The organism is Nocardioides lentus (assembly GCF_039529515.1).
Taxonomy (GTDB): domain Bacteria; phylum Actinomycetota; class Actinomycetes; order Propionibacteriales; family Nocardioidaceae; genus Nocardioides; species Nocardioides lentus.
Genome location: NZ_BAAAMY010000007.1, coordinates 180,063 through 204,911, shown reverse-complemented (window position 1 = coordinate 204,911; position 24,849 = coordinate 180,063). Strand labels below are relative to the sequence as shown.

Genomic DNA, 24,849 nt, shown 5'->3' with positions numbered 1-24,849 from the left:
CCCCGGCGGCTCGGCGACCGGACGCGCGGTACACGACGTAACGCGCCTCGGGGTCCAGGGCTTCCACGTCCTCACGGAAGGTCGGGGTGGACAGGTCGACGTCGACGGGGGAATCACCCCGGATGCCGAGGTCGCGGTCGTCGGGCCGGGTCCGCTGGGCCAGGCGCTCGACCCCGCTCCATCACGTCGGCGACGTGGCCGGCCCGCGACGACCCCGCTCGGGATGGGCGAGGCCCACGAGGCCCACGAGGCCCACGAGGCTTACGAGGCCCACGAGGCCGACGGCACGGTGTGGTTCCGCGTCGCGGACCTCGCCTTCCCCACCACGCCCACCAGGCCGCCATGGTGCAGGCCGCGACCGGCGTCCGGCCGTGAGCGCGCTGCGTGGCCCTGGGGAGCCGGTGCTCCGAGCCGCGGAGGAGCGCTGCGGTTGCTGCGCCTCGGCTGAGCCGCCGGGCGGGCCGCCGGCCGTCTCAGGCCAGCCACTCCTTGACCTGTGACACCAGGCCCGGGTTGTCGCCGTCCGCGGCGACGGGGATGACGCTCAGCGTCGTCACGCCGGCCTCGGCGAACGCCGCGATCCGCTCCTTGACGTAGGACGCGGGGCCGACGAGGTTGGCCGCCCGCAGCCACTCGGTGGGCACCGCGGCCTCGGCCTCCTTCTTCTTGCCGTCCAGGTAGAGGTCCTGGATCTTCTCCGCCTGCTCCTCGTAGCCGTAGGCCCGGGCGACGTCGTTGTAGAAGTTCTTGCCGCGCGCGCCCATCCCGCCGACGTAGAGCGCGAACTGGGGGCGGGCGAAGTCGAGCAGGGAGTCGAGGTCCTCGCCGACCGACAGCATGCCGCCGGCGGTGACCTCCAGCGGGCCGAGCGCCGGGTCGCGTCGCGCGGCGCCCGCGCGCAGCGCGTCGCCCCAGACCCGGTCGGCGCGCTCGGGGTGGAAGAGCGTCGGGATCCAGCCGTCGGCGATCGCGGCGGTCTGCTCCACCGACTTCACGCCCAGCGAGGCGATCCAGATCGGCACGCTGTCGCGCTCGGGGTGGGTGAGCAGCTTGAGCGGCTTGCCGAGCCCCGTGCCCTGCCCCTCGGGCAGCGGCAGCGTGAAGAGGCCGTCGTGGGTGAGCACCTCGCGCCGCAGCCCGCGGCGCACGAGGTCGACGACCTCGGCCGTGCGGCGCAGCGGCTTGTCGTACGCGACGCCGTGGAAGCCCTCGATCACCTGGGGACCGCTGGCGCCGAGCCCGAGGATCGCGCGGCCGCCCGAGACGTTGTCGAGGCCCGCGACCGTCTGCAGCAGCGCGCTCGGGGTGCGGGAGTAGACGTTGAGGATGCCGGCGCCGATCTCGAGGGTCTCGGTCCGCGCGGCGAGGTAGCCCATCAGGGTGGGGGAGTCGAAGCCGTAGGCCTCCGGCACCCAGACCACGTCGAGCCCGGCCTGCTCCAGCGCCACCACCTCGTCGGCGGCCTGGCGCGGGTTGCCGGAGTACATCAGCTGCAGGCCGAGCTTCACGAGAGGTCCACCTTGTCGTCGAGGGCTTCGTCGAGCGCGCCGGTCAGCTGCTCGGAGTACGCGGTGGTGATGTGGCCGGAGTCGCGGTAGGTCACCGTGGAGCCGACCACGGCGGGGCACTCCCCGTCGTAGCACAGCCAGCTCTCCGGGTTCAGGTACGGCGTGCCGGTCGCCCAGGCCGCCTCCCGCGTGACCTCCGCGACGAGGCTGGTGCGCTCGATCGGCGTGCCGAGGCAGGTCCCGAGGTCGGGGTCGCCCGAGCTGAGGCACTCGGCGGGGTCGAGCGAGACCTGGGGCACGTCGCCCAGCACGAGCGTCGTCGCGCTGAGCGGCTGCAGGTCCTCGAGCCGCTCGGTGATGCCGTCGCTGAACTCGGCCACGACGCCCGCGGTGTCCTCGACGTACTCGTCGTCGACCCACAGGCCCTTCGGCGGCGCCGTGGTCGAGACGATCGTGAGGTCGGGCTCCAGCTCGGCGACCTGCTCGTCGACCCAGTCCTGGAACTCGGTGCAGGCCGGCCACGGGTCGGCGCTGCCCGCGACCGTGGTGGTCACCCGTGCGGCCGGGCAGCGCGGCTTGACCAGGAAGTACGCCTCGTAGCCCCGCTCGGCGGCGATCGCGTCGAGCGCCGGGATCCAGGCCCGGGCGTGGGAGTCGCCGGTGACGACCATGGTCCGCTCGCCGCCGACGTCCCCGCGGGGGCACAGCTCGCGCAGGCTGTCGTCGTTGTAGTCGCACGCCCCCACCCCGGCGATGTCGTCGCGCACGTCGAGGAGGTCGGGGGTCAGGTCCCCGGGCACCGGGGCGCCCTCGCGGGCCGCGGCCACGGAGGCCTTGACCAGGGCCCGGGCCTCCGCGTCGGCCGAGGGCTCGACCTCGCCCGGCGCCTCCGAGGGCTCGATGCCGTACCGGGTGGTGGTGATCGCGGGCGCGTCGGAGGCCTCCGAGGCCCACTGCAGGTAGGCCCACCCGCCGAGGCTGCTGGCGACGACCACCGCGACCGAGGTCGGGTAGAGCACCAGGCCGCGGGGGAGCCGGGCGCGCAGGCGACGCGGCGCGCCCTCGCGGCTGCGCTCGGCCAGCGGGGCGCGGAACGGCTGCTCCACGTAGCGGTAGGTGAGGGCGGCGAGCACGAACGTCGCGGCCACGGCGGCCAGGCTCTCGCCGAGCGTGAGGTCGCGGCCGAGGTTGGCGCTGGGGATGACCAGGAGCGGCCAGTGCCACAGGTAGAGCGAGTAGGACCAGTCGCCGACCACCCGCAGCGGCGCGATCCCGAGAGTCCGCGAGGGCCACGGGGGAGCCTCCCGCAGCCGGAGCCCCGCGATCAGCAGCAGCGCGGTGCCGAGCACCGGCGGCAGCGCCGCCAGCCCGGGGAAGGAGGTGCCGGTCGTGTAGGCGACGGCGGGCACGAGGATGCCGAGGAGACCCACGACCCCGAGCGCGGTGCGCGCCCGGGTGGTCAGCCGGTCGGCGATCGCGGGGCCGACCAGGGCGGCCATCGCGCCGACGCCGAGCTCCCAGATCCGGGCGGTGGTGGAGAAGTACGCCGCCTCCGGCTCGACCAGGGTCACCAGCACCGACCAGCCCAGGCTGAGGCCGGTCACGGCCGCCAGCATCCAGAACACGGTCAGGCGCGGCAGGCTGCGCCGGGCCCGGGGGCCGTGCCGGCGCTGGTGGAGCAGCAGCGCGCCCAGCACGAGCAGCGGCCACACGAGGTAGAACTGCTCCTCCACGCCCAGCGACCAGTAGTGCTGCAGCGGGCTCGGGGCGAGCCCCTCGGAGAAGTAGTCGGTGTCCGTGGCCGCGAAGCGCAGGTTGGCCGCGAACAGCCCGGCCCACACCGCGTCGACCAGCAGCGTCTGCAGGTCGACGAGGCTCAGCCAGACCAGCGAGGCCAGCACGGTCGCGACGATGACGACCGTCGCCGCGGGCAGGATCCGCCGCGCCCGGCGCACGTAGAAGACCCGCAGCGACAGCGTCCCCGTGCGGCTGACCTGGCGGAACAGCAGCCGGGAGATCAGGAAGCCGGAGATCACCAGGAACACGTCGACACCGAGGTAGCCGCCCGTGAACGGTCCGAGCCCGGCGTGCGCGGCGATCACCAGGAGCACGGCCAGGGCACGCAGACCCTGCACGTCGCCGCGCTGGGCTCGGGGCAGGGACGGACGCCGGGAGTCGCCGCGCGCGGCACCCCCGTCGTGCCGCACGTCGCTCGCGCCCACGTCTCGACCTGCTCTCGACCTGCTCCGGGCCCCCCGCCCGGGGTGTGTCCCGACGGATGCGTCAGGCCGGGGCCGAGTTTACCAACGACGCGGCGCCCCGCGGGCCGTACGGCGAGGGCCGCCCGCTCCGGGCCGCACCCGGCCCGGCGAGTAGCATCGCGGGTGATGACACAGGACTGGTGCGAGCTGTGCGAGCTGCCGCTGTCCCAGTGCCCCCACGGGGCACCCCCGCCGCCTCCGCCGGTCGCCCGGACGCCCCCACCCCGGCGTCCGGCGCCCCGCCCCGCGCGGGCGCCGAGCGCCCAGGCGCGGGACGCGGCCCCCGCCACCCGGGCGGTGACGCGCCGGGCCCCGGCCGCCCGTCGTACGCCGCCGGGGCGGACGCCCCAGGCCGACTTCCGGCCGGTCCTGCTGGCCGTCCTCGCCGAGCAGCCCGTGGCGGTCGAGCGGGACGAGGTCCTCGCCGAGGTCGAGCAGCGGATGACCTTCACCGACCAGGACCGGGGCATCACCGCCGACGGCGAGACCCGCTGGCGCCGCACCGCGCTCAAGGAGCGCAAGGCCATGGTCGACGACGGCCTCATGGACGCCGCCGGCCACGGCATGTGGCTCCTCAGCGCCCGCGGGCGTGACGAGGCCGCATCCCGGGCCGAGGCCGCCGAGGCCGCTGGGTCGGACGCCGGCACCGACGTCGACGACGAGTAGGACCCACGCGGGTGAAGCCGACACCGCCCTCAGGTGGGCGGTCGGCTCACCGGGTCTCGACGCGCCCACCTCAGGGTGGGCGGTCGGCTCACCGGGTCTCGACGCGCCCCTTGCGACCCTTCGACCGGCTCAGGACACCGCCTCGTTCCTCGGTCGCGGGGCTTGCTCGACCTTCGCTCGCGACGCCCGGCTTCGTTCCTCAGCCGGGCTGCTCGCTCGCCAGACCGTCGACGACCTCGGCGCCGGGCAGGTCGGCGAGCAGCTCCCCGGGCAGCAGCAGCTTGGAGCGGCGCAGGCCCGAGCCCAGCACCACCACGGGCACGCCGAGGACCCGCTCGTCCACGAGCAGCCGCCAGGTCGAGGGCAGGCCGAGGGGGGTGATCCCGCCGTGCTCCATGCCCGACTCGGCGACCGCGCGGTCCATCGGCAGGAAGCTCGCCTTGCGGACGTCCAGCACCCGCTTGACGACCGAGTTGACGTCGAGGCGGGTGTCGGCGCGCACCACGCAGGCCGCGACGCGCTCCTCGCCGGCGCGTCGGCCCGCGACCACGAGGCAGTTCGCGCCGACCTCCAGAGGCAGGTCGTAGGCCGCCGACATCGCCGCCGTGTCCGCGACGTCGGGGTCGATCTCGACGACCGCCGCACGCTCGGAGCCGGACCACCGCACCATCGCGGCGCCGACGGGGTCGGCCATCAACCCGGGGTGGTCGAGCACCGCGAGCGAGGTCAGGGCTCCGAGACGCGGAAGGCTCACCCGGCCATCATCCGCCATTCACACCAGCGTCATCGCGCGGCCTCACGTGGCGGCTCCCATGGTCGGGTGAGCCTGACCACCGAGCGTGCTCCCGACCCGCGTCCCGCCCCCACCCCGGCGACCTCGCTCGCGGGCCTCCGCGAGGACAGCCTCGAGGTCACCCCGGCCGTCGTCGCGCACCGCGGCGCCTCCGGCTACCGCCCCGAGCACACCCTCGAGGCCTACCGGACCGCCGTGCAGATGGGCGTCGACGACGTCGAGATGGACGTCGTCCTCACCGCCGACGGGGTGCTGCTGGCCCGTCACGAGAACGAGCTGTCGCTGTCCACCGACGTGGCCGAGCACCCGGCGTACGCTCATCGCCGCACCACGCGCGTCGTCGACGGCGAGGAGCAGACGGGCTGGTTCGCGGAGGACTTCACCGCCGAGGAGGTCCGGAGCCTGCGGGCGCGCGAGCGGACCCCGGAGCTGCGGCCCGACAGCGCCGCCTGGGACGGGCGCCTGCGGGTGCCGACCCTGGAGGAGGCCCTCACGGCGGTCGCGGACGAGTCGGCCCGCGCCGGCCGGGCCACCGGGGTGATGATCGAGCTCAAGCACTGCGCCCACCTGGCCGCCCGCGGCCTGTCCGTCGTCGAGCCGCTGCTCGAGCTCCTGGCGCGCCGCGGTCTCGACCACCCGCGCTCCCGCGTGCGGGTGATGTCGTTCGAGGTCGGCGTCCTGCGCGAGCTCGCCCCCCGCACCCGGCTGCCGCTGGTCCAGCTCGTCGACCGCCTGCACCGACGCCCCCCGGACCTCGCCGCCGCCGGCGAGGTCACGACGTACGCCGACCTGGTCTCGCCCGAGGGGCTGGCCGCCGTCGACGCGTACGCCGACGGCCTCGGCGTGCACAAGGAGGTCGTGCTGCCGCGCGACGAGGACGACGTGACCGTCGGGCCCTCCGACCTCGTCCGCGCCGCGCACCGCCGCTGGCTGACCGTCCACGTCTACACGCTGCGCGCGGAGAACCGGTTCCTGCCCACCGAGCTGCGCTCCGGTCCGGACCCCTCCGCGCCCGGCGACGTGCGCGCCGAGGCGCGCCTGCTTCTCGAGGCCGGCGTCGACGGGCTGATCTGCGACCAGCCCGAGGAGGCGCTCGCCGCCCGCGACCTGGTGGTCTGAGGCCCGGCACCCCACGTGTGGGCTCGGCGCCACCAGCCGGTCACCTGACGGCTGGACGGCGGTCACCTGGCCGGGGCACTGTGACGGCCATGACCTCTCGGGACCCCCTCCGCCGCCCCCGCTCCACCCGCACGACACGCCTCCGCCTGCTGGCCGGCTCGCTCGCCGCCGGGCTCGGCCTCGGCCTGCTGCCGGCCCTGGCCGGCGGCGCGATCGCCCCCGCGGGTGCCGCGCCGGAGCGGGAGCGCGGCGCCGCGGCCGCCTCGGCCGAGCGCGCGCAGGAGCGGCAGGTCCGCCGGCCGCTGGTCATCGGCCACCGCGGCGCCTCGGGCTACCGGCCCGAGCACACGCTCGCCTCCTACGAGCTCGCCATCCGCCTCGGTGCCGACTACGTCGAGCCCGACCTCGTGCCGACCAAGGACGGGGTGCTGGTCGCGCGCCACGAGAACGAGATCGGCGGCACCACCGACGTCGCCGAGCGGCCGGAGTTCGCCGACCGCCGCACGACGAAGACGATCGACGGCCGGGCGATCACGGGCTGGTTCACCGAGGACTTCACGCTCGCCGAGCTCCGCACGCTCCGCGCGAAGGAGCGCATCCCGGCCGTCCGGCCCGACAACACCCGCTACGACGGCCGCTTCCAGGTGCCGACGCTGGCCCAGGTGCTGCGCATGGTGCGGGACACCAACCGCGGCCCCGGCCGCGACGTCGGGGTCTACATCGAGACCAAGCACCCGACCTACTTCGACTCGCTCGGGCTGTCGATGGAGGAGCCGCTGGTGCGGACCCTGCGTCGCTTCGGCTTCGAGAAGCGCGGGTCGAAGGTCTTCCTGCAGTCCTTCGAGACCACCAACCTGCGCGACCTCGACCGGATGACCGACCTCCCGCTGGTGCAGCTGATGGACGCCACCGGCGCGCCGTACGACCTCGTCGTCGCCGGCGACCCCCGCACGTACGCCGACCTGACCGCGCGTCGCGAGCTGCGCGGCATCTCCCGCTACGCCGACGGCATCGGGCCCAACAAGGACCTGGTGATCCCGCGGGGCACCGACGGCTCGGCCCAGCGTCGCACGCCGCTCGTGGGCGACGCCCACGACTACGGCCTGCTGGTCCACCCGTTCACGATCCGCGACGAGAACCAGTTCATGGCCACCGACTTCCGGCGGGGCACCGACCCGAACGCGAAGGGCGAGGTGCGCGCGGAGATCACGGCCTTCCTCGACGCCGGGGTCGACGGGTTCTTCACCGACCACCCGGACTCGGGCGTCGACGCGCGCGACGCCTGGCTCGCCCGGGACCGCTGAGACCCGGCTCCGACGGCACAGGGCCCAGCCGCTGCCGGTGGTCGCTGCCGGTGGTCGCTGCCGGTGGTCGAGGTGCGACGAGCGCCGGCGAGGAGCCACGAGACCCGGTGGGCGTGGGGGCCGCCGGGTCTCGTGGCCCGTCCGCTCGTGCCTCGCGGGCGGGCACCTCGACCTCCGGGGCCGCGTCGCGGGCGGGCACTTCGACCTCCGGGGCCGCGTCGCGGGCGGGCACGTCGACCTCCGGGGCCGCGTCGCAGGCACCTCGACCCCCGGGGCGGGCTACTCCTTCGGCAGCACGACCCACAGGACGACGTACAGCACGGCGACGGTGCCGAGGCCGAACACGACGCCGAGCACCGTGGCCAGGCGGATGATGTTGACGCTGATGCCGGTGCGGGCGGCGATGCCGGAGCAGACCCCGGCGACCCACGCGGTGTCGGAGCGGCGGACGAGAGCAGCCATCTGATTCCCTCCCAGGAGATCGCGAGACCCCATCGTCGCAGGTGGGCCCACGGCCCGCCGGGCGCGAGGCGCGGCGTCGCTAGGGTGCGGGCGTGGAGACGCTTCGCCTCGTGCTGCTGTTCGTGCACATCCTCGGCTTCGCCGCCCTGATCGGCGGTCTCCTGGCCCAGGTGCGTGCGGAGGACAAACGCGTGCTCGGCCCGATGCGCGACGGGATCGGCACGGCGTTCGTCTCCGGCCTGCTGCTCGTCGGCGTCCTCGAGGCCGGCGACGGCGACGTCGACCACGTCAAGATCGGGATCAAGTTCGCCGTCGGTCTCGTGCTGCTGGTCCTCGTGATGGCCAACATGCGCAAGCCGTCCATCCCCGCCGGCCTCTACTGGGGCCTCCTGGCGCTGTCCGTGCTCAACGTGGCGGTCGCCGTCTTCGTCTCCCCGACCCACGTGAGCGAGGTGCCCGCATGAGCGAGCAGCCCACCATCGGCCACCTCGTCGGTGGCGTCCGTCGTCCCAGCGCCGACGGCGCCGTCCGCGAGATCCGCTGCCCCGCCGACGGCTCCCCGGTGACCACCGTCGCCGAGGGGACCGCCGCGGACGCCGAGGCCGCGGTCGTCGCCGCCCGCGACGCCTTCGACAACACCCACTGGCCCTGGACGCCGACCCCCGAGCGGGCGGCGATCCTGACCCGGGTCGCCGACCACCTCGAGCGCGACCTCGAGTCCGTGGCCCGCCTCGAGGCCCTCGACACCGGCAAGCGCATGGTCGAGGCCCGGATCGACATGGCGGACGTCGTCTCCGTGTTCCGTCACTTCGCCGCGCTGGGCCAGCAGGAGGCCGGACGTGTCGTCGACACCGGCGTCCCCGACATCTCCAGCCGGGTCGTCACCGAGCCCGTCGGCGTCTGCACCCTGATCACGCCCTGGAACTTCCCCCTGCTGCAGACCTCCTGGAAGGTCGCGCCGGCGCTCGTCGCGGGCAACACGTTCGTGCTGAAGCCCAGCGAGCTCACGCCGTCCACTGCCTCCTGGCTCGTGGACGCGCTCGCCGAGGCCGGCCTGCCCGACGGGGTCGCCAACCTGGTGCTGGGCGCGGGGGACCGGGTCGGCCCCACGCTGACCGAGCACCCCGGTGTCGACCTGGTCTCCTTCACCGGCGGCGTCGTCACCGGTCGTCGCGTGATGGCCGCCGCGGCACCGACGGTCAAGCGGGTCGCCCTCGAGCTCGGCGGCAAGAACCCCAACGTCGTCTTCGCCGACGCCGACCTCGAGACCGCCCTCGACATGGCGCTCACCGCCGTGTTCCTCGACTCCGGCCAGGTCTGCTCGGCCGGCGCACGGCTCATCGTGGAGGAGTCGATCCACGACGAGTTCGTCGACGAGCTCGTCCGCCGTGCCGGCGAGATCCGGCTGGGCGGCCCGGACGACGAGCACGCCGAGACCGGCCCGCTGATCAGCGCCGCGCACCGCGACAAGGTGGAGGCGTACGTCGCCGCGGGCGTCGCGGAGGGCGCGGTGCTGCGCGTCGGCGGCGAGCGGCCGACCGACCCGGCGCTCGCCGACGGCTTCTACTACCGCCCGACGGTGCTGGACGGCTGCTCCGCGGACATGTCCTGCGTGCAGGACGAGTCCTTCGGGCCCGTGCTGACCGTGGAGACGTTCGCCGGCGAAGACCGCGACGCCGCCGAGCAGGCGGCGGTGTCCCTCGCCAACGACACCATCTACGGCCTCGCCGGGGCCGTCTGGACCCGCGACGCCGGTCGTGCGGAGCGCGTCGCCGCCCGGCTGCGTCACGGCACGATCTGGATCAACGACTACCACCCCTACGTCCCCGCGGCGGAGTGGGGCGGCTACAAGCAGTCCGGCATCGGGCGCGAGCTCGGCCTCGCCGGTCTCGCCGAGTACCGCGAGACCAAGCACATCTGGCACCACACCCGACCCGCCCCCCAGGCGTGGTTCGGGGGACAGGAGGACGACGCATGAGCGAGCGCTTCGACTACGTGGTGGTGGGCGGCGGCTCCGCCGGCTGCGCCCTGGCCAACCGGCTCAGCGCCGACCCGGCGGTGAGCGTGCTGGTGCTGGAGGCCGGTCGCAGCGACCTGCGGATCGACCCGTTCATCCACATGCCGGCCGCGCTGCCCTACCCGATCGGCAACCGGCTCTACGACTGGAAGTACACCTCCGAGCCGGAGCCCCACATGGGCGGGCGCACCGTCTACCACGCCCGCGGCAAGGTGCTCGGCGGCTCGTCGTCCATCAACGGCATGATCTTCCAGCGCGGCAACCCGCTCGACTACGAGCGCTGGGCCGCCGACGACGGGATGTCGGAGTGGGACTACGCCCACTGCCTGCCCTACTTCAAGCGGATGGAGACCCGCCTGCTCGAGGACGGCACGTCCGGCGCCGACGCCTGGCGCGGCGGCTCCGGGCCGCTGGTCACCGAGAAGGGCCCGGCCACGCGCGCGATCTTCGGGGCCTTCTTCGAGGCCGTCCAGCAGGCCGGCTACCCGCTGACCGACGACGTCAACGGCTACCGGCAGGAGGGTTTCGCGCCCTTCGACCGCAACGTGCACCGGGGGCGTCGTCTCTCCGCGGCACGCGCCTACCTGCACCCCGTCCGCGGTCGCAAGAATCTGACGATCCGCACGCTGGCGCACGTCACCGGCCTGCGCACGACCGGCAGCGGCGACACGACCCGCGTCGTCGGGGTCGACTACGTCCGCGCCGGGCGTCGCGGCGCCCCGCGGTCGGTGGAGGCCGGCGAGGTCCTGCTCTGCGGGGGCGCCATCGGCTCGCCCCAGCTGCTGCAGCTGGCGGGCATCGGGCCGCGCGCGGTGCTCGAGGCCGCCGGTGTCCGCACCCTGGTCGACCTGCCCGGGGTGGGGGAGAACCTCCAGGACCACCTCGAGGTCTACCTGCAGCACGAGGCCAAGCAGCCCGTGTCGATCGCGCCCTGGCTCAAGCACCACCACAAGCCCCGCATCGGGGCGGAGTGGCTGTTCCTGCGCGGCGGCGTCGGGGCCTCCAACCACTTCGAGGCCGGGGGCTTCGTGCGGTCCAACGACCGGGTGGCGTACCCCAACCTGATGTTCCACTTCCTGCCCATCGCCATCCGCTACGACGGGTCGCAGCCCGCGGCGGAGCACGGCTACCAGGTGCACCTCGGCCCGATGTACTCCGACGTGCGCGGCCACCTGCGGATCCGCTCGGCCGACCCCTTCGAGCACCCCGCCCTGCAGTTCAACTACCTGTCGACCGAGACCGACCGCCGCGAGTGGATCGAGATGGTGCGCGCGGCGCGGCGGATCCTGTCCCAGCCGGCGTTCGCGGCGTTCAGCGCGGGGGAGATCTCGCCCGGGCCCTCGGTCGAGACGGACCAGGAGATCCTCGACTGGGTCGCGAAGGACGCCGAGACCGCCCTGCACCCCTCGTGCACGGCACGGATGGGCACCGACGACATGGCGGTGCTCGACCCGTCGTCGATGAAGGTGCACGGGGTCGACGGCGTGCGGGTCGTGGACGCCTCCTCGATGCCCTACGTCACCAACGGCAACATCTACGCGCCGGTGATGATGCTGGCCGAGAAGGCCGCCGACCTGATCGCCGGCCACACCCCACTGCCGCCCCTGGACGTGCCGTTCTACCGACACGGTTCGGACACGCCGCTTTGGCCTGAGGGCGATCCGCGCAATGATGCTGCGGCCCCCGGCACGGTCCGTCCCTGAACGCGGCCCCCAGCCGCCGTCGTCCCGGGAGCCCCCGAGGAGGAACCCGATGACCGACCTCGCCGCACCCGTGCCCGACGAGGCGACCCCGGTCGCCGGCTCGGAGCCGACCCTCAAGCTGCCGGTGTTCGTGACCTCGGCGGTCATCACGATCGCCGTCACCGTCTGGTGCGTGGTGGCTCCCGACCACGCCTACGCGACCCTGGGGTCGGTGGTCGGCTGGGTCTCCACCTGGTTCGGGTGGTACTACATCGCCCTCACCACCGCCGTGCTCGTGTTCGTCATCGGGCTCGGGGTCTCGCGGTTCGGCAGCATCCGACTCGGGCCCGAGCACTCCCGCCCGGAGTTCAGCACCGGCGCCTGGGCGGCCATGCTGTTCGCCGCCGGCATCGGGACCGACCTGATGTTCTACGCGGTCTACGAGCCCGTCACGCAGTACCTGACCCCTCCCTCCACGGCCTCCACGGCCCCCGAGTCGGTCGAGGCGGCCCGCGAGGCCACGGTCTGGACGCTGTTCCACTACGGCATCAGCGGCTGGGGCATGTACGCGCTCATGGGCATGGCGCTCGCGTTCTTCGCCTACCGGCTCGGGCTGCCGCTCGCGGTCCGCTCGGCGCTCTACCCGCTGCTCGGGAAGCGTGTCGACGGGCCGATCGGTCACGCCACCGACATCGCCGCGACCCTCGGCACGATCTTCGGGGTCGCGACCTCGCTCGGCATCGGGGTGGTGAGCCTGAACGTCGGCATGCAGCTCGTCTTCGGCGCCCCCCAGGGCCTCGCGGTCCAGGCGTCCCTGATCGTGCTGGCGGTGGCCGTGGCGGCGCTCTCGGCGGTCAGCGGCGTCGACAAGGGCATCAAGCGCATCTCGCAGCTGAACGTGCTGCTGGCGATCCTGCTGGCGGTCTTCGTGCTCGTGACGGGCCGGACGTCGTACCTGCTGAACTCGCTGGTCCTCAACGTCGGTGACTTCGTGCGGCTCTTCCCCGACATGACGATGCAGAACTTCGCCTACGAGGACACCGGCGACTGGATGAGCCTGTGGACGTTGTTCTTCTGGGCCTGGTGGATCGCCTGGGCCGCGTTCGTGGGCCTGTTCCTCGCCCGCATCTCGCGGGGGCGCACGATCCGACAGTTCGTGGCCGGGACGATGATCCTGCCGTTCTGCTACATCGTCATGTGGGTCACCATCTTCGGCAACGCGGCCCTGGACGAGATCCGCTCCGGCAACGCCGACTTCACCTCGGTGGCCTCGTCCGCGACGGGTCCCGACCAGGGCCTGTGGGCCCTGCTGCAGGAGTACCCGGCCTTCCCGGTCGTCGCGAGCCTGGCCATCTTCGTCGGCCTGCTGTTCTACGTCACCTCGGCCGACTCGGGCGCGCTGGTCATGGCCAACCTGTCCTCCAACCTCCCCACCGCGGAGACGGACGGCAAGCCGTGGCTGCGGATCTTCTGGGCGGCGGCGACCGGTGCGCTCACGCTGGCGATCCTCTCGGCGGGCAACATCTTCGCCCTGCAGTACGCCACCGTCATCGTGGGGCTGCCGTTCGCCTTCGTCATGGTCGCCGTGATGTGGGGCCTGTGGCGCGCGCTCAGCGTGGAGGGCCGGGTGGCCGAGAGCCGCGGCAGCGCCCTGAACGGCGCGCTGTCGGGACGCAGCTGGAACCACTCCGAGCGCGGCCAGAGCATCCCCTGGCAGGCGCGGGTGCGGCGGGTCATGAGCTTCCCCGCCCCCGGCGACGCGGCGCGCTTCGTCGAGGACGTCGCCTGCCCGGCCCTCGAGGAGGTCGCCGACGAGCTGATGCGCCAGGGGGTCCGCGCCGAGGTGGACTCCGGACCCCTGGACGGCGACCGACCCGCCGTGCGGCTGCTGGTGCCGGCCGGGGACCTGGTGCCCTTCGAGTACTGCCTGGTGCACGCGACCGCACCGGTGCCGGCGTACGGCGGTCGCGTCTCCCGCGGCGGGGACGTGTACTCCCGCCTCGAGGTGCACCTGCGTGACGGCGGGCGGGGCTACGACGTGCTGGGCTACACCAAGACCCAGCTGATCGACGACGTGCTGGACGCCTACGAGGCGCACCTGGAGTTCCTGCGGCTCGAGGGCGCCTCCTCCTGACCGGTTCCGCCGCGAGCGGCGTCGGAGGCGAAACGTAGGCTGGTCAGCCTCATGACGCTGCCTGACACCATCCCCGGCCTGGAGTACGACGAGCCGACCCGCGGGGCGCGCACCGAGCGCCCGCGGCCGGGTCGCGACCAGCTGCTGGAGGGCCTCAACCCGCCCCAGCGCGATGCCGTGGTGCACGCCGGGGCGCCCCTGCTGGTCGTGGCCGGCGCGGGGTCGGGCAAGACCCGGGTGCTGACCCGGCGGATCGCCTGGCTGATCTCGGAGCGGGGTGCCCACCCCGGCTCGATCCTGGCGATCACCTTCACCAACAAGGCCGCGGCCGAGATGAAGGAGCGGGTGGAGGAGCTCGTCGGGCGCCGGGCCCGGGTCATGTGGGTCTCGACCTTCCACTCCGCGTGCGTGCGGATCCTCCGCAAGGAGATCCACGTGCTCGGCTTCAAGTCGAACTTCTCGATCTACGACGCCGCCGACTCCCGCCGGCTAATGCAGCTGGTGTGCTCCGACCTCGAGCTCGACGTCAAGCGCTACCCGCCGCGGGCGGTGCTCAACTGGGTCTCCGACGCCAAGAACGAGCTGAAGGACCCCGAGGACGCTGCGAAGGACGCCCAGAACGGCCTCGAGGAGACCTACGCGAAGTGCTACGAGGTCTACCAGCGGCGCCTGCGCGAGGCGCACGCGCTGGACTTCGACGACCTGATCATGACCACGGTGCGGCTGCTGGCGGCGTACCCGGAGGTGCGGGAGACCTACCGTCGCCGCTTCCGCCACGTGCTGGTCGACGAGTACCAGGACACCAACCACGCCCAGTACGCGCTGATCGGCCAGCTCTGCGCGCCCTCCCCGGAGCTCGACGCCCCCGGCGAGGCGACCTCGACCAGCTCGGGGGAGCGGGTCGGTGCCAGCGAGCTGATGGTCGTCGGTGACGCGGACCAGTCCATCTACGCGTTCCGTGGCGCCGACATCCGCAACATCAACGACTTCGAGTCCGACTTTCCCGACGCCACCACGATCCTGCTGGAGCAGAACTACCGCTCCACGCAGACCATCCTCGAGGCCGCCAACGGCGTCATCGGCCACAACGAGGGCCGCCGGCCCAAGCGGCTGTGGTCGGACGCCGGCCAGGGCGAGAAGATCGTCGGCTACGTCGCCGACGACGAGCGCGACGAGGCCCGCTTCGTCTCCGAGGAGATCGACCGGCTCACCGACGCCGGCGAGGGCGACGAGAAGGTCCGGGCCGGCGACGTCGCGGTGTTCTACCGCACCAACGCGCAGAGCCGCGTCTTCGAGGAGGTGTTCATCCGCACCGGCCAGCCCTACAAGGTGGTCGGCGGCGTGCGCTTCTACGAGCGGCGCGAGGTGCGCGACGCGATCGCCTACCTGCGGACGCTGGCCAACCCCGCCGACGAGATCTCGCTGCGGCGCATCCTCAACGTGCCCAAGCGCGGGATCGGCGACCGCGCCGAGGCCTGCGTGCAGGCGTTCGCCGAGCGGGAGCGGCTGACCTTCTGGGAGGCGCTGCAGCGGGCCGACGAGGCCCCCGGCGTGGCCACCCGGTCGCTGAACTCGATCCGCGGCTTCGTGCGGATGACCGAGGAGCTGCTCGCGATGGTCGAGGCCGGCGAGCGCGCCGACGTCGTCCTCGAGTCGGTGCTCGCCCGGTCGGGCTACCTCGAGGAGCTCGAGGAGTCCGAGGACCCCCAGGACCACACGCGCGTGGAGAACCTCGCCGAGCTGGTCGCGGTGGCCCGCGAGTTCGCGGAGGACCCGGTCGCGGGCCCGTCCGCCGACCCCGCCGACGTGGAGGCCGGCGCCGTGGTGCCGACCCTCTCGGACTTCCTGGAGCGGGTCGCGCTGGTCGCCGACACCGACCAGATCCCCGACACCCCTGACCCCGAGGACGGGGAGGACCCGGGCCTGGTCACCCTGATGACCCTGCACACCGCGAAGGGCCTGGAGTTCCCGGTCGTCTTCCTCACCGGGATGGAGGACGGGATCTTCCCCCACATGCGCTCGCTGGGCGGGGACCGCGCCGAGCTCGAGGAGGAGCGACGCCTGGCGTACGTCGGGCTGACCCGTGCGCGGCAGCGGCTCTACCTCTCCCGCGCCGTGGTGCGCTCCGCGTGGGGGGCGCCGGCGCACAACCCGGCCTCGCGGTTCCTGGACGAGCTGCCCGGCGACCTCGTCGACTGGCGTCGTACCGAGGCGGCGCAGACGCAGTGGTCCCGGCCCGACCACGCGTGGTCCTCGCCCGCCGCGGACGGGCCGGGCCAGCGGCTGGGCGTGCCGACCGCCGCGGGGCGTCGCAACTTCTCCAGCGCGGCGGCCCGGGCCGACGCCGCCGCGAAGTCGCGCTCGGCGCGCGCCGTGCCGTCCCTCGACCCGGGCGACCGGGTGCTGCACGGGACCTTCGGCATGGGCACGGTGGTCTCCGTGGAGGGTGCCGCCGAGAAGTCGGTCGCCTCGATCGACTTCGGCTCCGAGGGCGTCAAGCGGCTGCTGCTGCGCTACGCCCCGGTCGAGAAGCTCTGAGCCGGCCCCGCACGCAGCGAGCCCGGCCCCGGTGACCCGGGGCCGGGCTCGACCTGCACGTGGGACTCAGCCCTTGGCGGCGGCCACGCGACGCAGGCGGGTGTTGACGAACTCGCCCATGCCCCAGCGGCCGAGCTCGCGACCGAAGCCGGAGCGCTTGACGCCGCCGAAGGGCAGGCCCGGCAGCGTCGTGCCGTGCTCGTTGACGTAGGCCATCCCGACCTCGAGGCGGTCGGCGACCTCGCGCGCACGGTCCAGGTCGGAGGACCAGACCGAGCCGGACAGCCCGAAGCTGGAGTCGTTGGCCAGCTCGACGGCCTCCTCGACGGAGTCCACGCCGTACACGACGGCGACGGGGCCGAAGATCTCCTCGGCGTAGGCGTCCATGTCCTTCGTGACGCCGGTCAGCACGGCGGGGCGCATGAACGCGCCGTCACCCTCGACGGCGTCGCCGCCGGTGTGCAGCGTCGCGCCCTGCTCGACCGCGCGCGCCACCTGGGCGACGACGGTGTCGCGGGCGGTGACCGACGACAGCGGGCCGACGCGGGTGTCGGGGTCGGTCGGGTCGCCGACGGCCGAGGACTCGAAGACGGACACCACGGTGCTCACGAAGCGGTCGAGGTGCGCGTTGTCGACGATCATGCGCTTGGGGGAGTTGCAGGCCTGGCCGGTGTTGCCGAGCCGCGCCTTGGCGGCACTCTTCGCGATGCGCTCCACGTCGTCGTCGAGGACGATGAGCGCGTCGGAGCCGCCCAGCTCGAGCACGGCCTTCTTGAGGTTGCGGCCGGCCACCTCGGCGACCGCCGCGCCGGCGCGCTCGCTGCCGGTCAGGGAGATGCCGCGGACGCGGGGGTCGGCGATCATCGTCGCGATCTGGTCGTTGGTCGCGAAGACGTTGACGTAGACGTCGGTGGGCACGCCCGCGGCGTGGAAGATCTCCGCCATCACCTCGGCGGAGGCGGCGCAGATCGGGGCGTGCTTGAGGACGATGGTGTTGCCGACCATCAGGTTGGGCGCGACGAAGCGGGCGACCTGGTAGTACGGGAAGTTCCACGGCATCACGCCGACGATGAGGCCGACGGGGACCGTCTCGACGACGGACTGCTCGGCGCCCTGCGGGTCGAGGACCTCCGCGGCCAGCAGGTCGGGGCCGTGCTCGGCGTACCAGCGGTAGATCATGGCGGCGAGCTTGACCTCGCCGGCGGCCTGGGCGACGGGCTTGCCCATCTCGACGGCGATCAGGCGGGACAGCTCCTCGGAGCGCTCCTCGTAGGCGTCGGCGACGCGGACCAGGACGGCGGCGCGGTCCGCGGCGGGGGTCGCCCGCCAGTCGGCGAACGCCCCGTCGGCGCGGTCGAGGACGTCGTCGACCTGGTCGTCGCGGAGCTCGGGGAACTCGCGCTCGGTGGCGCCGGTGGCGGGGTTGGTCGTGACGTAGGTGGTCATGCCTCGACGCTAACAGCGGGCCCTACGCCCGGGTCGGCGCGAGTTCCCCCGCCACGACGGTCGACTCGGCGCGAGCTCCCGCCCTACGAGGGTCGAGTCGGCGCGAGCTCCCGCCCTACGAGGGTCGAGTCGGCGCGAGTTCCCGCCCTACGAGGGTCGAGTCGGCGCGAGTTCCCGCCGTACGACGCACCGGGCCGGGAGTTCGTGCCGAGTCGGCCGGGAGCTCGTGACGGGTCGGCGCGAGTTCCCGCCGTACGACGCACCGGGCCGGGAGCTCGTGCCGAGTCGGCCAGGAACTGGCGCCGAGTCGGCCGGGAGGAGGCGCCGACTCGGCGGTCAGACCGTGACGCCGTTGGCGGCCAGGGCGGCCGCCGGGTCCACCGGGTCGCCCGCGCCGGGGCGGACCTCGAGGTGGAGGTGGGGACCGGTGCTGTTGCCGGTCGAGCCCACGGTGCCGATCGGGTCGCCCGAGGCGACGGTGTCGCCAACGCTGACGGTGATGGAGGTCTGGTGGCAGTACCAGATCTCCGTGCCGTCCTCGAGCGTGATGACGGTGCGGTTGCCGTAGGCGCCGTCGTAGCCGGCCTCGGTCACCGTGCCGCCGGCGGCCGCGACGATCTGCGTGCCCGTGGGCGCGGCGAAGTCGAGACCGGTGTGGTAGCCGGAGGAGTAGTAGGACCGGGCGAGGCCGAAGGTGTTGGTCAGGCGGTAGCCGGTGACCGGGAGGGTCCAGGAGTTCTCGGCGAGCTCGGTGGCCTGCTGCTGCGCCTGCGTGGCGAGCTCCTGGAGGGCCGCCTCGCGCTGCTGGGCCTGACGCTCCGCCTCGGCGACCTCCTTGTCCTCCGCGGCGTCGACGAGCGCGTCGCGGGCGGAGTCGCGGGACACCGCGGCCTGGCGCGAGCGCAGCAGGTCGCTGCTCGCCGTGCCGCTGGTGCCGCTCAGCGCGTTGGCCTGGGTGTACGGCGACGCGTCGGCGGCGACCTCCTCGGCCACGCCCAGGTCGCTCGCGGTCACGGCGCCGGCGGTGGAGACCGCGAGCGCGGCGACGCCGGCGAGCAGGGGCGCCGACGGCAGCATCCGCAGCGCACTGTGACGGGCCGGGTCGGTCGGGAGAGCCTTGCGCTTGCCGCCGGGGGAGGCGGCAGGCTGCGGGGTCGCCGAGACGGCGCGGCGGGGGCCGCGACGATCCGCTCGGTGGTTGCCCATGGGCGATTCCTCGCAGGGTGGGGTACAGGTCGGGGTGCGCGCCTCGGGGAAGGGGGGACGGCGACGGCCCACCGTAACGGAGTCGTCACGCCCCCTGAAATCCCCGGTGACGGTCATGTGGACGAACGACGACGGACACCGGCGGGTCACGCCGACGCCGCTGGGCGTGACGGAGCACACGCCCGGCGGGCATCGCCCCGCCATGGCCCGGCACGGCGCCGCGGGTCTAGGGTGCCGGGCGGACCAGATCGCACTCTCCCCACCTTGAGGACCCCAGACGTGGACTTGATGGAGTACCAGGCGAAGGAGCTCTTCGCCGCGCACGGAGTGCCGGTCACCGCCGGCGTCGTCGCCACCACACCCGAGGAGGCGCGCGCCGCTGCCGAGCAGCTCGGCGTCGTCGTCGTGAAGGCGCAGGTCAAGGCGGGCGGCCGCGGCAAGGCCGGCGGCGTCAAGCTGGCCAGGACGCCGGAGGAGGCCGAGCAGCACGCGTCGGCGATCCTCGGCATGGAGATCAAGGGCCTCACGGTCCACCGTGTGCTGATCGCGCCGGCCGCGAGCATCGAGGAGGAGTACTACTTCTCCTTCCTGCTCGACCGCGCCAACCGTCGCTACCTGTGCATCGCCAGCGTCGAGGGCGGGGTGGAGATCGAGGAGGTCGCCCAGACCAACCCCGACGCCGTGAAGCAGATCCCGATCGACCCGGGCACCGGCGTCGACGAGGCCAAGGCCCGCGAGATCGTCGCCGAGGCGGCGTTCCCCGAGGCGCTGCGCGACCAGGCCGTGCAGACCGTGCTCGCGCTGTGGCAGGTGTTCGTGTCCGAGGACGCGACCCTCGTCGAGGTCAACCCGCTGGCCCGTCTCGCGGGCGACAAGCTCGAGGCGCTCGACGGCAAGGTGTCGCTCGACGACAACGCCGACTTCCGCCACGAGACCCACGCGCAGTTCGAGGACGAGTCGTCCGCGGACCCGCTGGAGGCGAAGGCCAAGGAGAAGGGCCTCAACTACGTCAAGCTCGACGGCTCCGTCGGCATCATCGGCAACGGCGCGGGGCTCGTCATGAGCACGCTCGACGTCGTCGCGTACGCCGGGGAGGCGCACGGCGGGGTCACCCCGGCCAACTTCCTCGACATCGGCGGCGGCGCGTCCGCGCAGGTCATGGCCGACGGCCTCGACGTGATCCTCAACGACGCCCAGGTCAAGAGCGTGTTCGTCAACGTCTTCGGCGGCATCACGTCGTGCGACGCGGTCGCCAACGGCATCGTCGGCGCGCTGGACATCCTCGGCGACGACGCCACGAAGCCGCTCGTCGTGCGGCTGGACGGCAACAACGTCGACGAGGGTCGACGCATCCTCGACGAGCGCAACCACCCGCTGGTGACGCTCGTGGACACCATGGACGGCGCGGCCGACAAGGCCGCCGAGCTCGCGCACGCCGCGAAGTGAGGGCGTACACGACATGTCGATCTACCTGAACTCCGAGTCCAAGGTCATCGTCCAGGGCATCACCGGCGGCGAGGGCACCAAGCACACCGCGCTGATGCTGAAGGCCGGCACGCAGGTCGTGGGCGGCGTCAACGCCCGCAAGGCCGGCACGACGGTCTCCCACACCGACGCCTCCGGCGCGGCCGTGGAGCTGCCCGTGTTCGGCTCCGTGAAGGAGGCCATGGAGGCCACCGGCGCCGACGTGTCGGTCGCCTTCGTGCCGCCGGCGTTCACCAAGGACGCCTGCCTGGAGGCCATCGACGCGGGCATCGGCCTGCTCGTCGTCATCACCGAGGGCGTGCCGGTGCAGGACACCGCCGAGGTGTTCGCCTACCTCGAGGGCAAGTCCACCCGGATGATCGGCCCGAACTGCCCGGGCATCATCACGCCGGGCGAGGCGCTGGCCGGCATCACGCCCGCCACCATCGCGGGCAAGGGCCCGGTCGGGCTGGTCTCGAAGTCCGGCACGCTGACCTACCAGATGATGTTCGAGCTGCGGGACTTCGGCTTCTCGACCGCCATCGGCATCGGCGGCGACCCGGTGATCGGGACCACCCACATCGACGCCCTGGCGGCGTTCGAGGCGGACCCGGACACCGAGGCCATCGTGATGATCGGCGAGATCGGCGGCGACGCCGAGGAGCGGGCCGCCGACTACATCAAGGCCAACGTCACCAAGCCGGTCGTCGGCTACGTGGCCGGCTTCACCGCGCCCGAGGGCAAGACGATGGGCCACGCCGGCGCCATCGTCTCCGGCTCCTCGGGCACCGCGCAGGCCAAGAAGGAGGCCCTCGAGGCCGCCGGGGTCAAGGTCGGCAAGACGCCCTCCGAGACCGCCCGCCTGATGCGGGAGATCCTCCAGGCCCGCTGAGGCCGGGGCCACCGGCCCCGCTCCTCGTACGTCGGCCCGTCACCCACCCCGGTGGGCGGCGGGCCGTCGTCGTCCGCCCCCGACGCGCGTGCCTCGCGGGTGGACGACCGGCGGGGGTGCCGCCTCAGAGGCCGGGCGTGGCCGCGAGGCGGACCTGCGCGCGGGCGACGAGGTCGTTGAACGTGCCGGGATCGATGCCGACGCCGTCGGCGGGCACGAACCCGACCTGACCCACGGCCCTGCCGTTGCGGACCACGCCCATCAGGTACTCGACGGTGCGGTCCTCGGAGACCTCGACGGTGACCCGCCACACGGCACGCTCGCCGGCGGCGTCGCCCTCGTCGAGCAGGGGCTCCACCTCGGTGCCGAGGTCGTCGGACTCGCAGCCCGCCATCCGCTCGCGCACACCCGCGACGAACGCCGTGGCCCCGACGGCGCGCGGGAGCAGCCCCACGGTCTCGGTGAGGCCGAACTCCGCGGGCAGCTCGGCCTCCGGGACCACGAAGGTGCGGGTGCGGTCGTCGGTGACGGGGTCCGCCGCGAAGTCGGTCTCGTCGCAGCGGGTGGCGGCGAGGTTGACGGTCGCGGGCTGCGGGTCGGTGCCGACCCAGGGCTGGGCGAGGTCGCCGGCGGGGGGCAGGTCGAGGACCTCGAGCATGCCGGGGGTCCCGACCGGGAGCGGGTCGCGGGGCCGCGTCGAGGGCGGTCCGGCGCAGAGGCCGGCGCCGTCGGTGCCGCACACGGCGTTGACCGAGACCGCCAGCAAGGCCGTGAGGGGCTCGCGCGCCGGCGGCTCCTCGGTGCGCTCGGAGCGGACCAGGGTGCTGACCACCCGACCGGTGCGGGCCACGGCGACGGTGTGCGTCGTCACCGGGTCGTCCCAGGAGCGCAGCACGAACAGCGTGGCCTGCTCCCCGACGTCGACGACCTCCTCGGTCGCGAGGAGCTGCACCCGCGGCTCGGAGCAGCCCGCGAACCACCGCAGCGTCCGTCGGTACGCCGTGCGCGCCGCGTCGGCGTCGGCCGAGAGCTCCTGGACCTGGGTCAGGTCGGTGCGCGGGCCCCCCGCGCCCGCACCCTGCTCCTGGCCCCGCAGCCGGCGCACGAGCGCCTCCTCGCCCTCGGGGTCGGCGTACCGCTCGGCCTGGCAGGGCAGGACCAGGCCGTCGCCGGCGGTGTTGTCGGTGGTGTCGCGCACCCGCCACCGCAGGTCGGGGGCGAGCCGGGCGGCCTGGTCACGCGCGAGCATGCGCCGCGGGTCGAGGCCCGCGGCCCGCGTCGCGGGACCCTCACCGGCGGCGGGGGTGCCGGCGAGCCGCTCGGTCTGCAGCGAGGAGCGCAGGCCGCCGTCGTCGGTGACGACGACGCCGCTGGCCACCAGTGCGGCCGTCGTCAGCGCGGCGCCGGCCAGGACGTGCACGCGGCGCCGGGTCGCGCCGGCGCGCCGCACGATCGTCACCCGGGGCCAGGTGACGTCGCCGACGACCGCGTCGAGCGGCTCGAACAGGCTCCGCACGCTCGTCGAGGGCACCCCGCGCTGGAGCGACAGCTGGGCCGTGGCCGACTGCAGCTCCCGCTCGACCGTCGACGGCAGCAGCGCGAGCTCGCGGGCGACCTCGGGCAGCGACAGGGAGGCGAGGTGGCTGAGCACCAGCACCCGGCGCCGGGTCGGCGACAGCTTCTGCAGCGCGTCGAGGGTGCTGCGGACCTCCTCGGACAGGCCGCGCTCGCGGTGCCAGGGCCGGGTCGTGCTGCGACGCTGCGCGGAGGCCCACGCGTGGGGGCGGACCACCTGCTCGGGGTCCTCGGTGCGTCCGACCTTGCGCCAGCGGTGCCAGGCGGCGACGTAGGCGTCGCGGACGGCGCGACGGGACGCCGGGAGGTCGCCGGTCAGCGCCCACGTCTGCAGAAGGAGCCGCCGACGGCTCCCGACGTAGAAGGCGTCGAAGTCGTGCGGGGAGGTCATCGGAGGATCCACGGTAGCGAGCCGTCCCGCCCCGGGCGAACCGTGCGGGCGGCTGCGGCGTGGGTCCACCGGTCCCCGACCGCGGCGGGGGAGCATGGGTCCCCATGACGATCCTGCTGCCGCCCTCCGGCCGCACGGGTGAGCCGCCCTCCCCGGGCGCCGGCCCGACAGCGGGCGCACCCGCCCCGCGCCGCCGCGTCCCGCTGGCCGTGCTGGCGCCCCTCGGGGGCGTGCTCGCCGCGCTGACCACCCTCTCGGTGTGCCTGCTGCTCGGCCTCGCCGGCTGGTTCCTGGTCGACGCCGGCGCCCACGGCACCCCGGTCGACGCGCTGCGGGTCGGGGCCCTCGGCTGGCTGCTCGCCCACGGCTCCGGGGTGGGCGTGGCGGGCACCCAGGTCACCCTGGTGCCGCTCGGCCTCACGGTCCTCGCGGCCTGGGCGGGCTGGCGGACGGCCGTGCGGACCGGCGAGCGGCTCGCCGGTCACGGACCCGACGCCGACCGCCTCGGCGACGGCGAGCGCGACTGGACGGTGCCGGTGGGGGCCGCCCTGTTCGTCCTCGGCTACGTCGGGGTCGCGCTCGTGACCGTGCTGGCCGCCTCCGACCCCGTCGCGGGCCCCTCCGTCGCCCGCGCGCTGACCGGCGCGCTGCTCCTCGCGCTGGTCGTCGGCCCCGCCGGGCTCGCGGTCGGCTCCGGACGGGCCGCCGTCTGGGTCGGACGGCTCCCGTCCGCCGTGCCGGCCACGCTGGCCGCCTGCGCACGCACCGTGCTCGCGCTCACCGCCGCGTCGGTGCTGGTGGTCCTCGTGGCCCTCGTGCTGGGCGTCGACGACGTGGTCAACGTCTTCTCCCGTCTCCACACCGGGGCGGGCGAGGCGACCACGATGGTCGCGGCGTCGCTCGCGCTGCTGCCCAACGCCACGGCGTACGCCGCGTCGTGGCTGCTGGGTCCCGGGTTCGCGGTGGGCACGCAGACCGTGGTCTCGCCCGGCCTCGTCGTGCTCGGGCCCGTCCCGATGTTCCCCCTGCTCGGCGGGCTGCCCGACCCCGGGCCCACCCCCGACGGCCTCCTCGCCGTCCTGGCCGTCGGCCCGCTGCTCGCCGCGTGGGCGGTCGCCCGCACCCAGCGCCGGCACCCGACGCTGCGCTGGGACACCGGTGCGCTGCGGGGCTGCGCCGCGGGCGTGCTGGCCGCGGTCGTCCTCGCGGTCGTCGCGTGGCTGGCCGGCGGGGCGGTCGGCCCCGCGCGGATGTCGCTGGTCGGGCCCGACCCGCTCGGCGTGCTGCTCCACGCCGTGCCGGCCCTGGGTGTCGGCGGGCTCCTCGGCGGGCTGCTCGCCACCTGGCGCCAGCGCCGTACCGTCGCCTGAGCGCCGGCCGGGCCTCCGCGC

General features: G+C 74.2%; 18 protein-coding genes. 11 read left to right on the top strand and 7 right to left on the bottom strand.

Going from position 1 to position 24,849, the window contains the following annotated elements; genetic code table 11:
- Window positions 1–473: 473 nt before the first annotated feature.
- Entirely contained in the window at window positions 474–1,508 is a 1,035-nt protein-coding gene (locus ABD158_RS15325; protein WP_344008430.1) for an LLM class F420-dependent oxidoreductase, read from the bottom strand.
- Window positions 1,505–3,730, bottom strand: coding sequence for an acyltransferase family protein (locus tag ABD158_RS15320; protein WP_344008428.1), 2,226 nt, complete (start codon window positions 3,728–3,730; stop codon window positions 1,505–1,507). Before ABD158_RS15320 ends, ABD158_RS15325 begins: the two co-directional genes overlap by 4 nt.
- Before the next feature lie 165 nt (window positions 3,731–3,895).
- Here ABD158_RS15320 and ABD158_RS15315 point away from each other — a divergent pair, with 165 nt between their 5' ends.
- Window positions 3,896–4,435, top strand: a complete 540-nt coding sequence (locus tag ABD158_RS15315) for a hypothetical protein (RefSeq protein WP_344008427.1) — start codon at window positions 3,896–3,898, stop codon at window positions 4,433–4,435.
- A gap of 199 nt (window positions 4,436–4,634) precedes the next feature.
- On the opposite strand, the gene ABD158_RS15310 is transcribed toward ABD158_RS15315, so the two are convergent.
- Entirely contained in the window at window positions 4,635–5,189 is a 555-nt protein-coding gene (locus tag ABD158_RS15310; protein ID WP_344008426.1) for a YbaK/EbsC family protein, read from the bottom strand.
- A 66-nt stretch (window positions 5,190–5,255) separates the two neighbouring features.
- Here ABD158_RS15310 and ABD158_RS15305 point away from each other — a divergent pair, with 66 nt between their 5' ends.
- Entirely contained in the window at window positions 5,256–6,347 is a 1,092-nt protein-coding gene (locus ABD158_RS15305; RefSeq protein ID WP_344008425.1) for a glycerophosphodiester phosphodiesterase family protein, read from the top strand.
- Between the two features lie 89 nt (window positions 6,348–6,436).
- A complete protein-coding gene (locus ABD158_RS15300) occupies window positions 6,437–7,651 on the top strand; it encodes a glycerophosphodiester phosphodiesterase (protein WP_344008424.1) in 1,215 nt (404 codons plus the stop codon).
- Window positions 7,652–7,930: 279 nt separating this feature from the next.
- Here the strand turns inward: ABD158_RS15300 and ABD158_RS15295 are convergent, their stop codons facing one another.
- Entirely contained in the window at window positions 7,931–8,113 is a 183-nt protein-coding gene (locus tag ABD158_RS15295) for a PspC domain-containing protein (RefSeq protein WP_344008423.1), read from the bottom strand.
- Between the two features lie 92 nt (window positions 8,114–8,205).
- Between ABD158_RS15295 and ABD158_RS15290 the strand changes: the two genes are divergently transcribed.
- From ABD158_RS15290 to pcrA, 5 genes are read left to right on the top strand one after another with little or no spacing between them, the layout of a single operon-like run.
- A complete protein-coding gene (locus ABD158_RS15290; protein ID WP_344008422.1) occupies window positions 8,206–8,577 on the top strand; it encodes a hypothetical protein in 372 nt (123 codons plus the stop codon).
- Window positions 8,574–10,091 carry an aldehyde dehydrogenase family protein gene (locus ABD158_RS15285; protein WP_344008421.1) on the top strand — a complete coding sequence of 506 codons (1,518 nt, stop codon included), beginning with the start codon at window positions 8,574–8,576 and terminating at the stop codon, window positions 10,089–10,091. Before ABD158_RS15290 ends, ABD158_RS15285 begins: the two co-directional genes overlap by 4 nt.
- Window positions 10,088–11,833, top strand: a complete 1,746-nt coding sequence (gene betA / locus ABD158_RS15280; protein ID WP_344008420.1) for a choline dehydrogenase — start codon at window positions 10,088–10,090, stop codon at window positions 11,831–11,833. The genes ABD158_RS15285 and betA overlap by 4 nt, the downstream gene beginning before the upstream one ends.
- 49 nt (window positions 11,834–11,882) lie before the next feature.
- Window positions 11,883–13,946, top strand: a complete 2,064-nt coding sequence (gene betT, locus ABD158_RS15275) for a choline BCCT transporter BetT (RefSeq protein ID WP_344008419.1) — start codon at window positions 11,883–11,885, stop codon at window positions 13,944–13,946.
- Between the two features lie 51 nt (window positions 13,947–13,997).
- A complete protein-coding gene (gene pcrA / locus ABD158_RS15270) occupies window positions 13,998–16,484 on the top strand; it encodes a DNA helicase PcrA (RefSeq protein ID WP_344008418.1) in 2,487 nt (828 codons plus the stop codon).
- Between the two features lie 66 nt (window positions 16,485–16,550).
- Here the strand turns inward: pcrA and ABD158_RS15265 are convergent, their stop codons facing one another.
- The gene (locus tag ABD158_RS15265; RefSeq protein WP_344008417.1) at window positions 16,551–17,930 is read right to left on the bottom strand and encodes an NAD-dependent succinate-semialdehyde dehydrogenase; all 1,380 of its coding nucleotides are present in this window, start codon (window positions 17,928–17,930) and stop codon (window positions 16,551–16,553) included.
- 336 nt (window positions 17,931–18,266) lie between these two features.
- Window positions 18,267–19,136, bottom strand: coding sequence for a M23 family metallopeptidase (locus ABD158_RS15260; protein ID WP_344008416.1), 870 nt, complete (start codon window positions 19,134–19,136; stop codon window positions 18,267–18,269).
- 279 nt (window positions 19,137–19,415) lie between these two features.
- Here ABD158_RS15260 and sucC point away from each other — a divergent pair, with 279 nt between their 5' ends.
- Entirely contained in the window at window positions 19,416–20,582 is a 1,167-nt protein-coding gene (sucC, locus tag ABD158_RS15255) for an ADP-forming succinate--CoA ligase subunit beta (RefSeq protein WP_344008415.1), read from the top strand.
- Between the two features lie 13 nt (window positions 20,583–20,595).
- Entirely contained in the window at window positions 20,596–21,492 is an 897-nt protein-coding gene (gene sucD, locus ABD158_RS15250) for a succinate--CoA ligase subunit alpha (protein WP_344008414.1), read from the top strand.
- A 124-nt stretch (window positions 21,493–21,616) separates the two neighbouring features.
- On the opposite strand, the gene ABD158_RS15245 is transcribed toward sucD, so the two are convergent.
- Window positions 21,617–23,458, bottom strand: a complete 1,842-nt coding sequence (locus ABD158_RS15245; protein ID WP_344008413.1) for a sigma factor-like helix-turn-helix DNA-binding protein — start codon at window positions 23,456–23,458, stop codon at window positions 21,617–21,619.
- Between the two features lie 104 nt (window positions 23,459–23,562).
- Here ABD158_RS15245 and ABD158_RS15240 point away from each other — a divergent pair, with 104 nt between their 5' ends.
- Window positions 23,563–24,828, top strand: coding sequence for a cell division protein PerM (locus ABD158_RS15240; RefSeq protein ID WP_344008412.1), 1,266 nt, complete (start codon window positions 23,563–23,565; stop codon window positions 24,826–24,828).
- The last annotated feature ends 21 nt before the right edge of the window (window positions 24,829–24,849 follow it).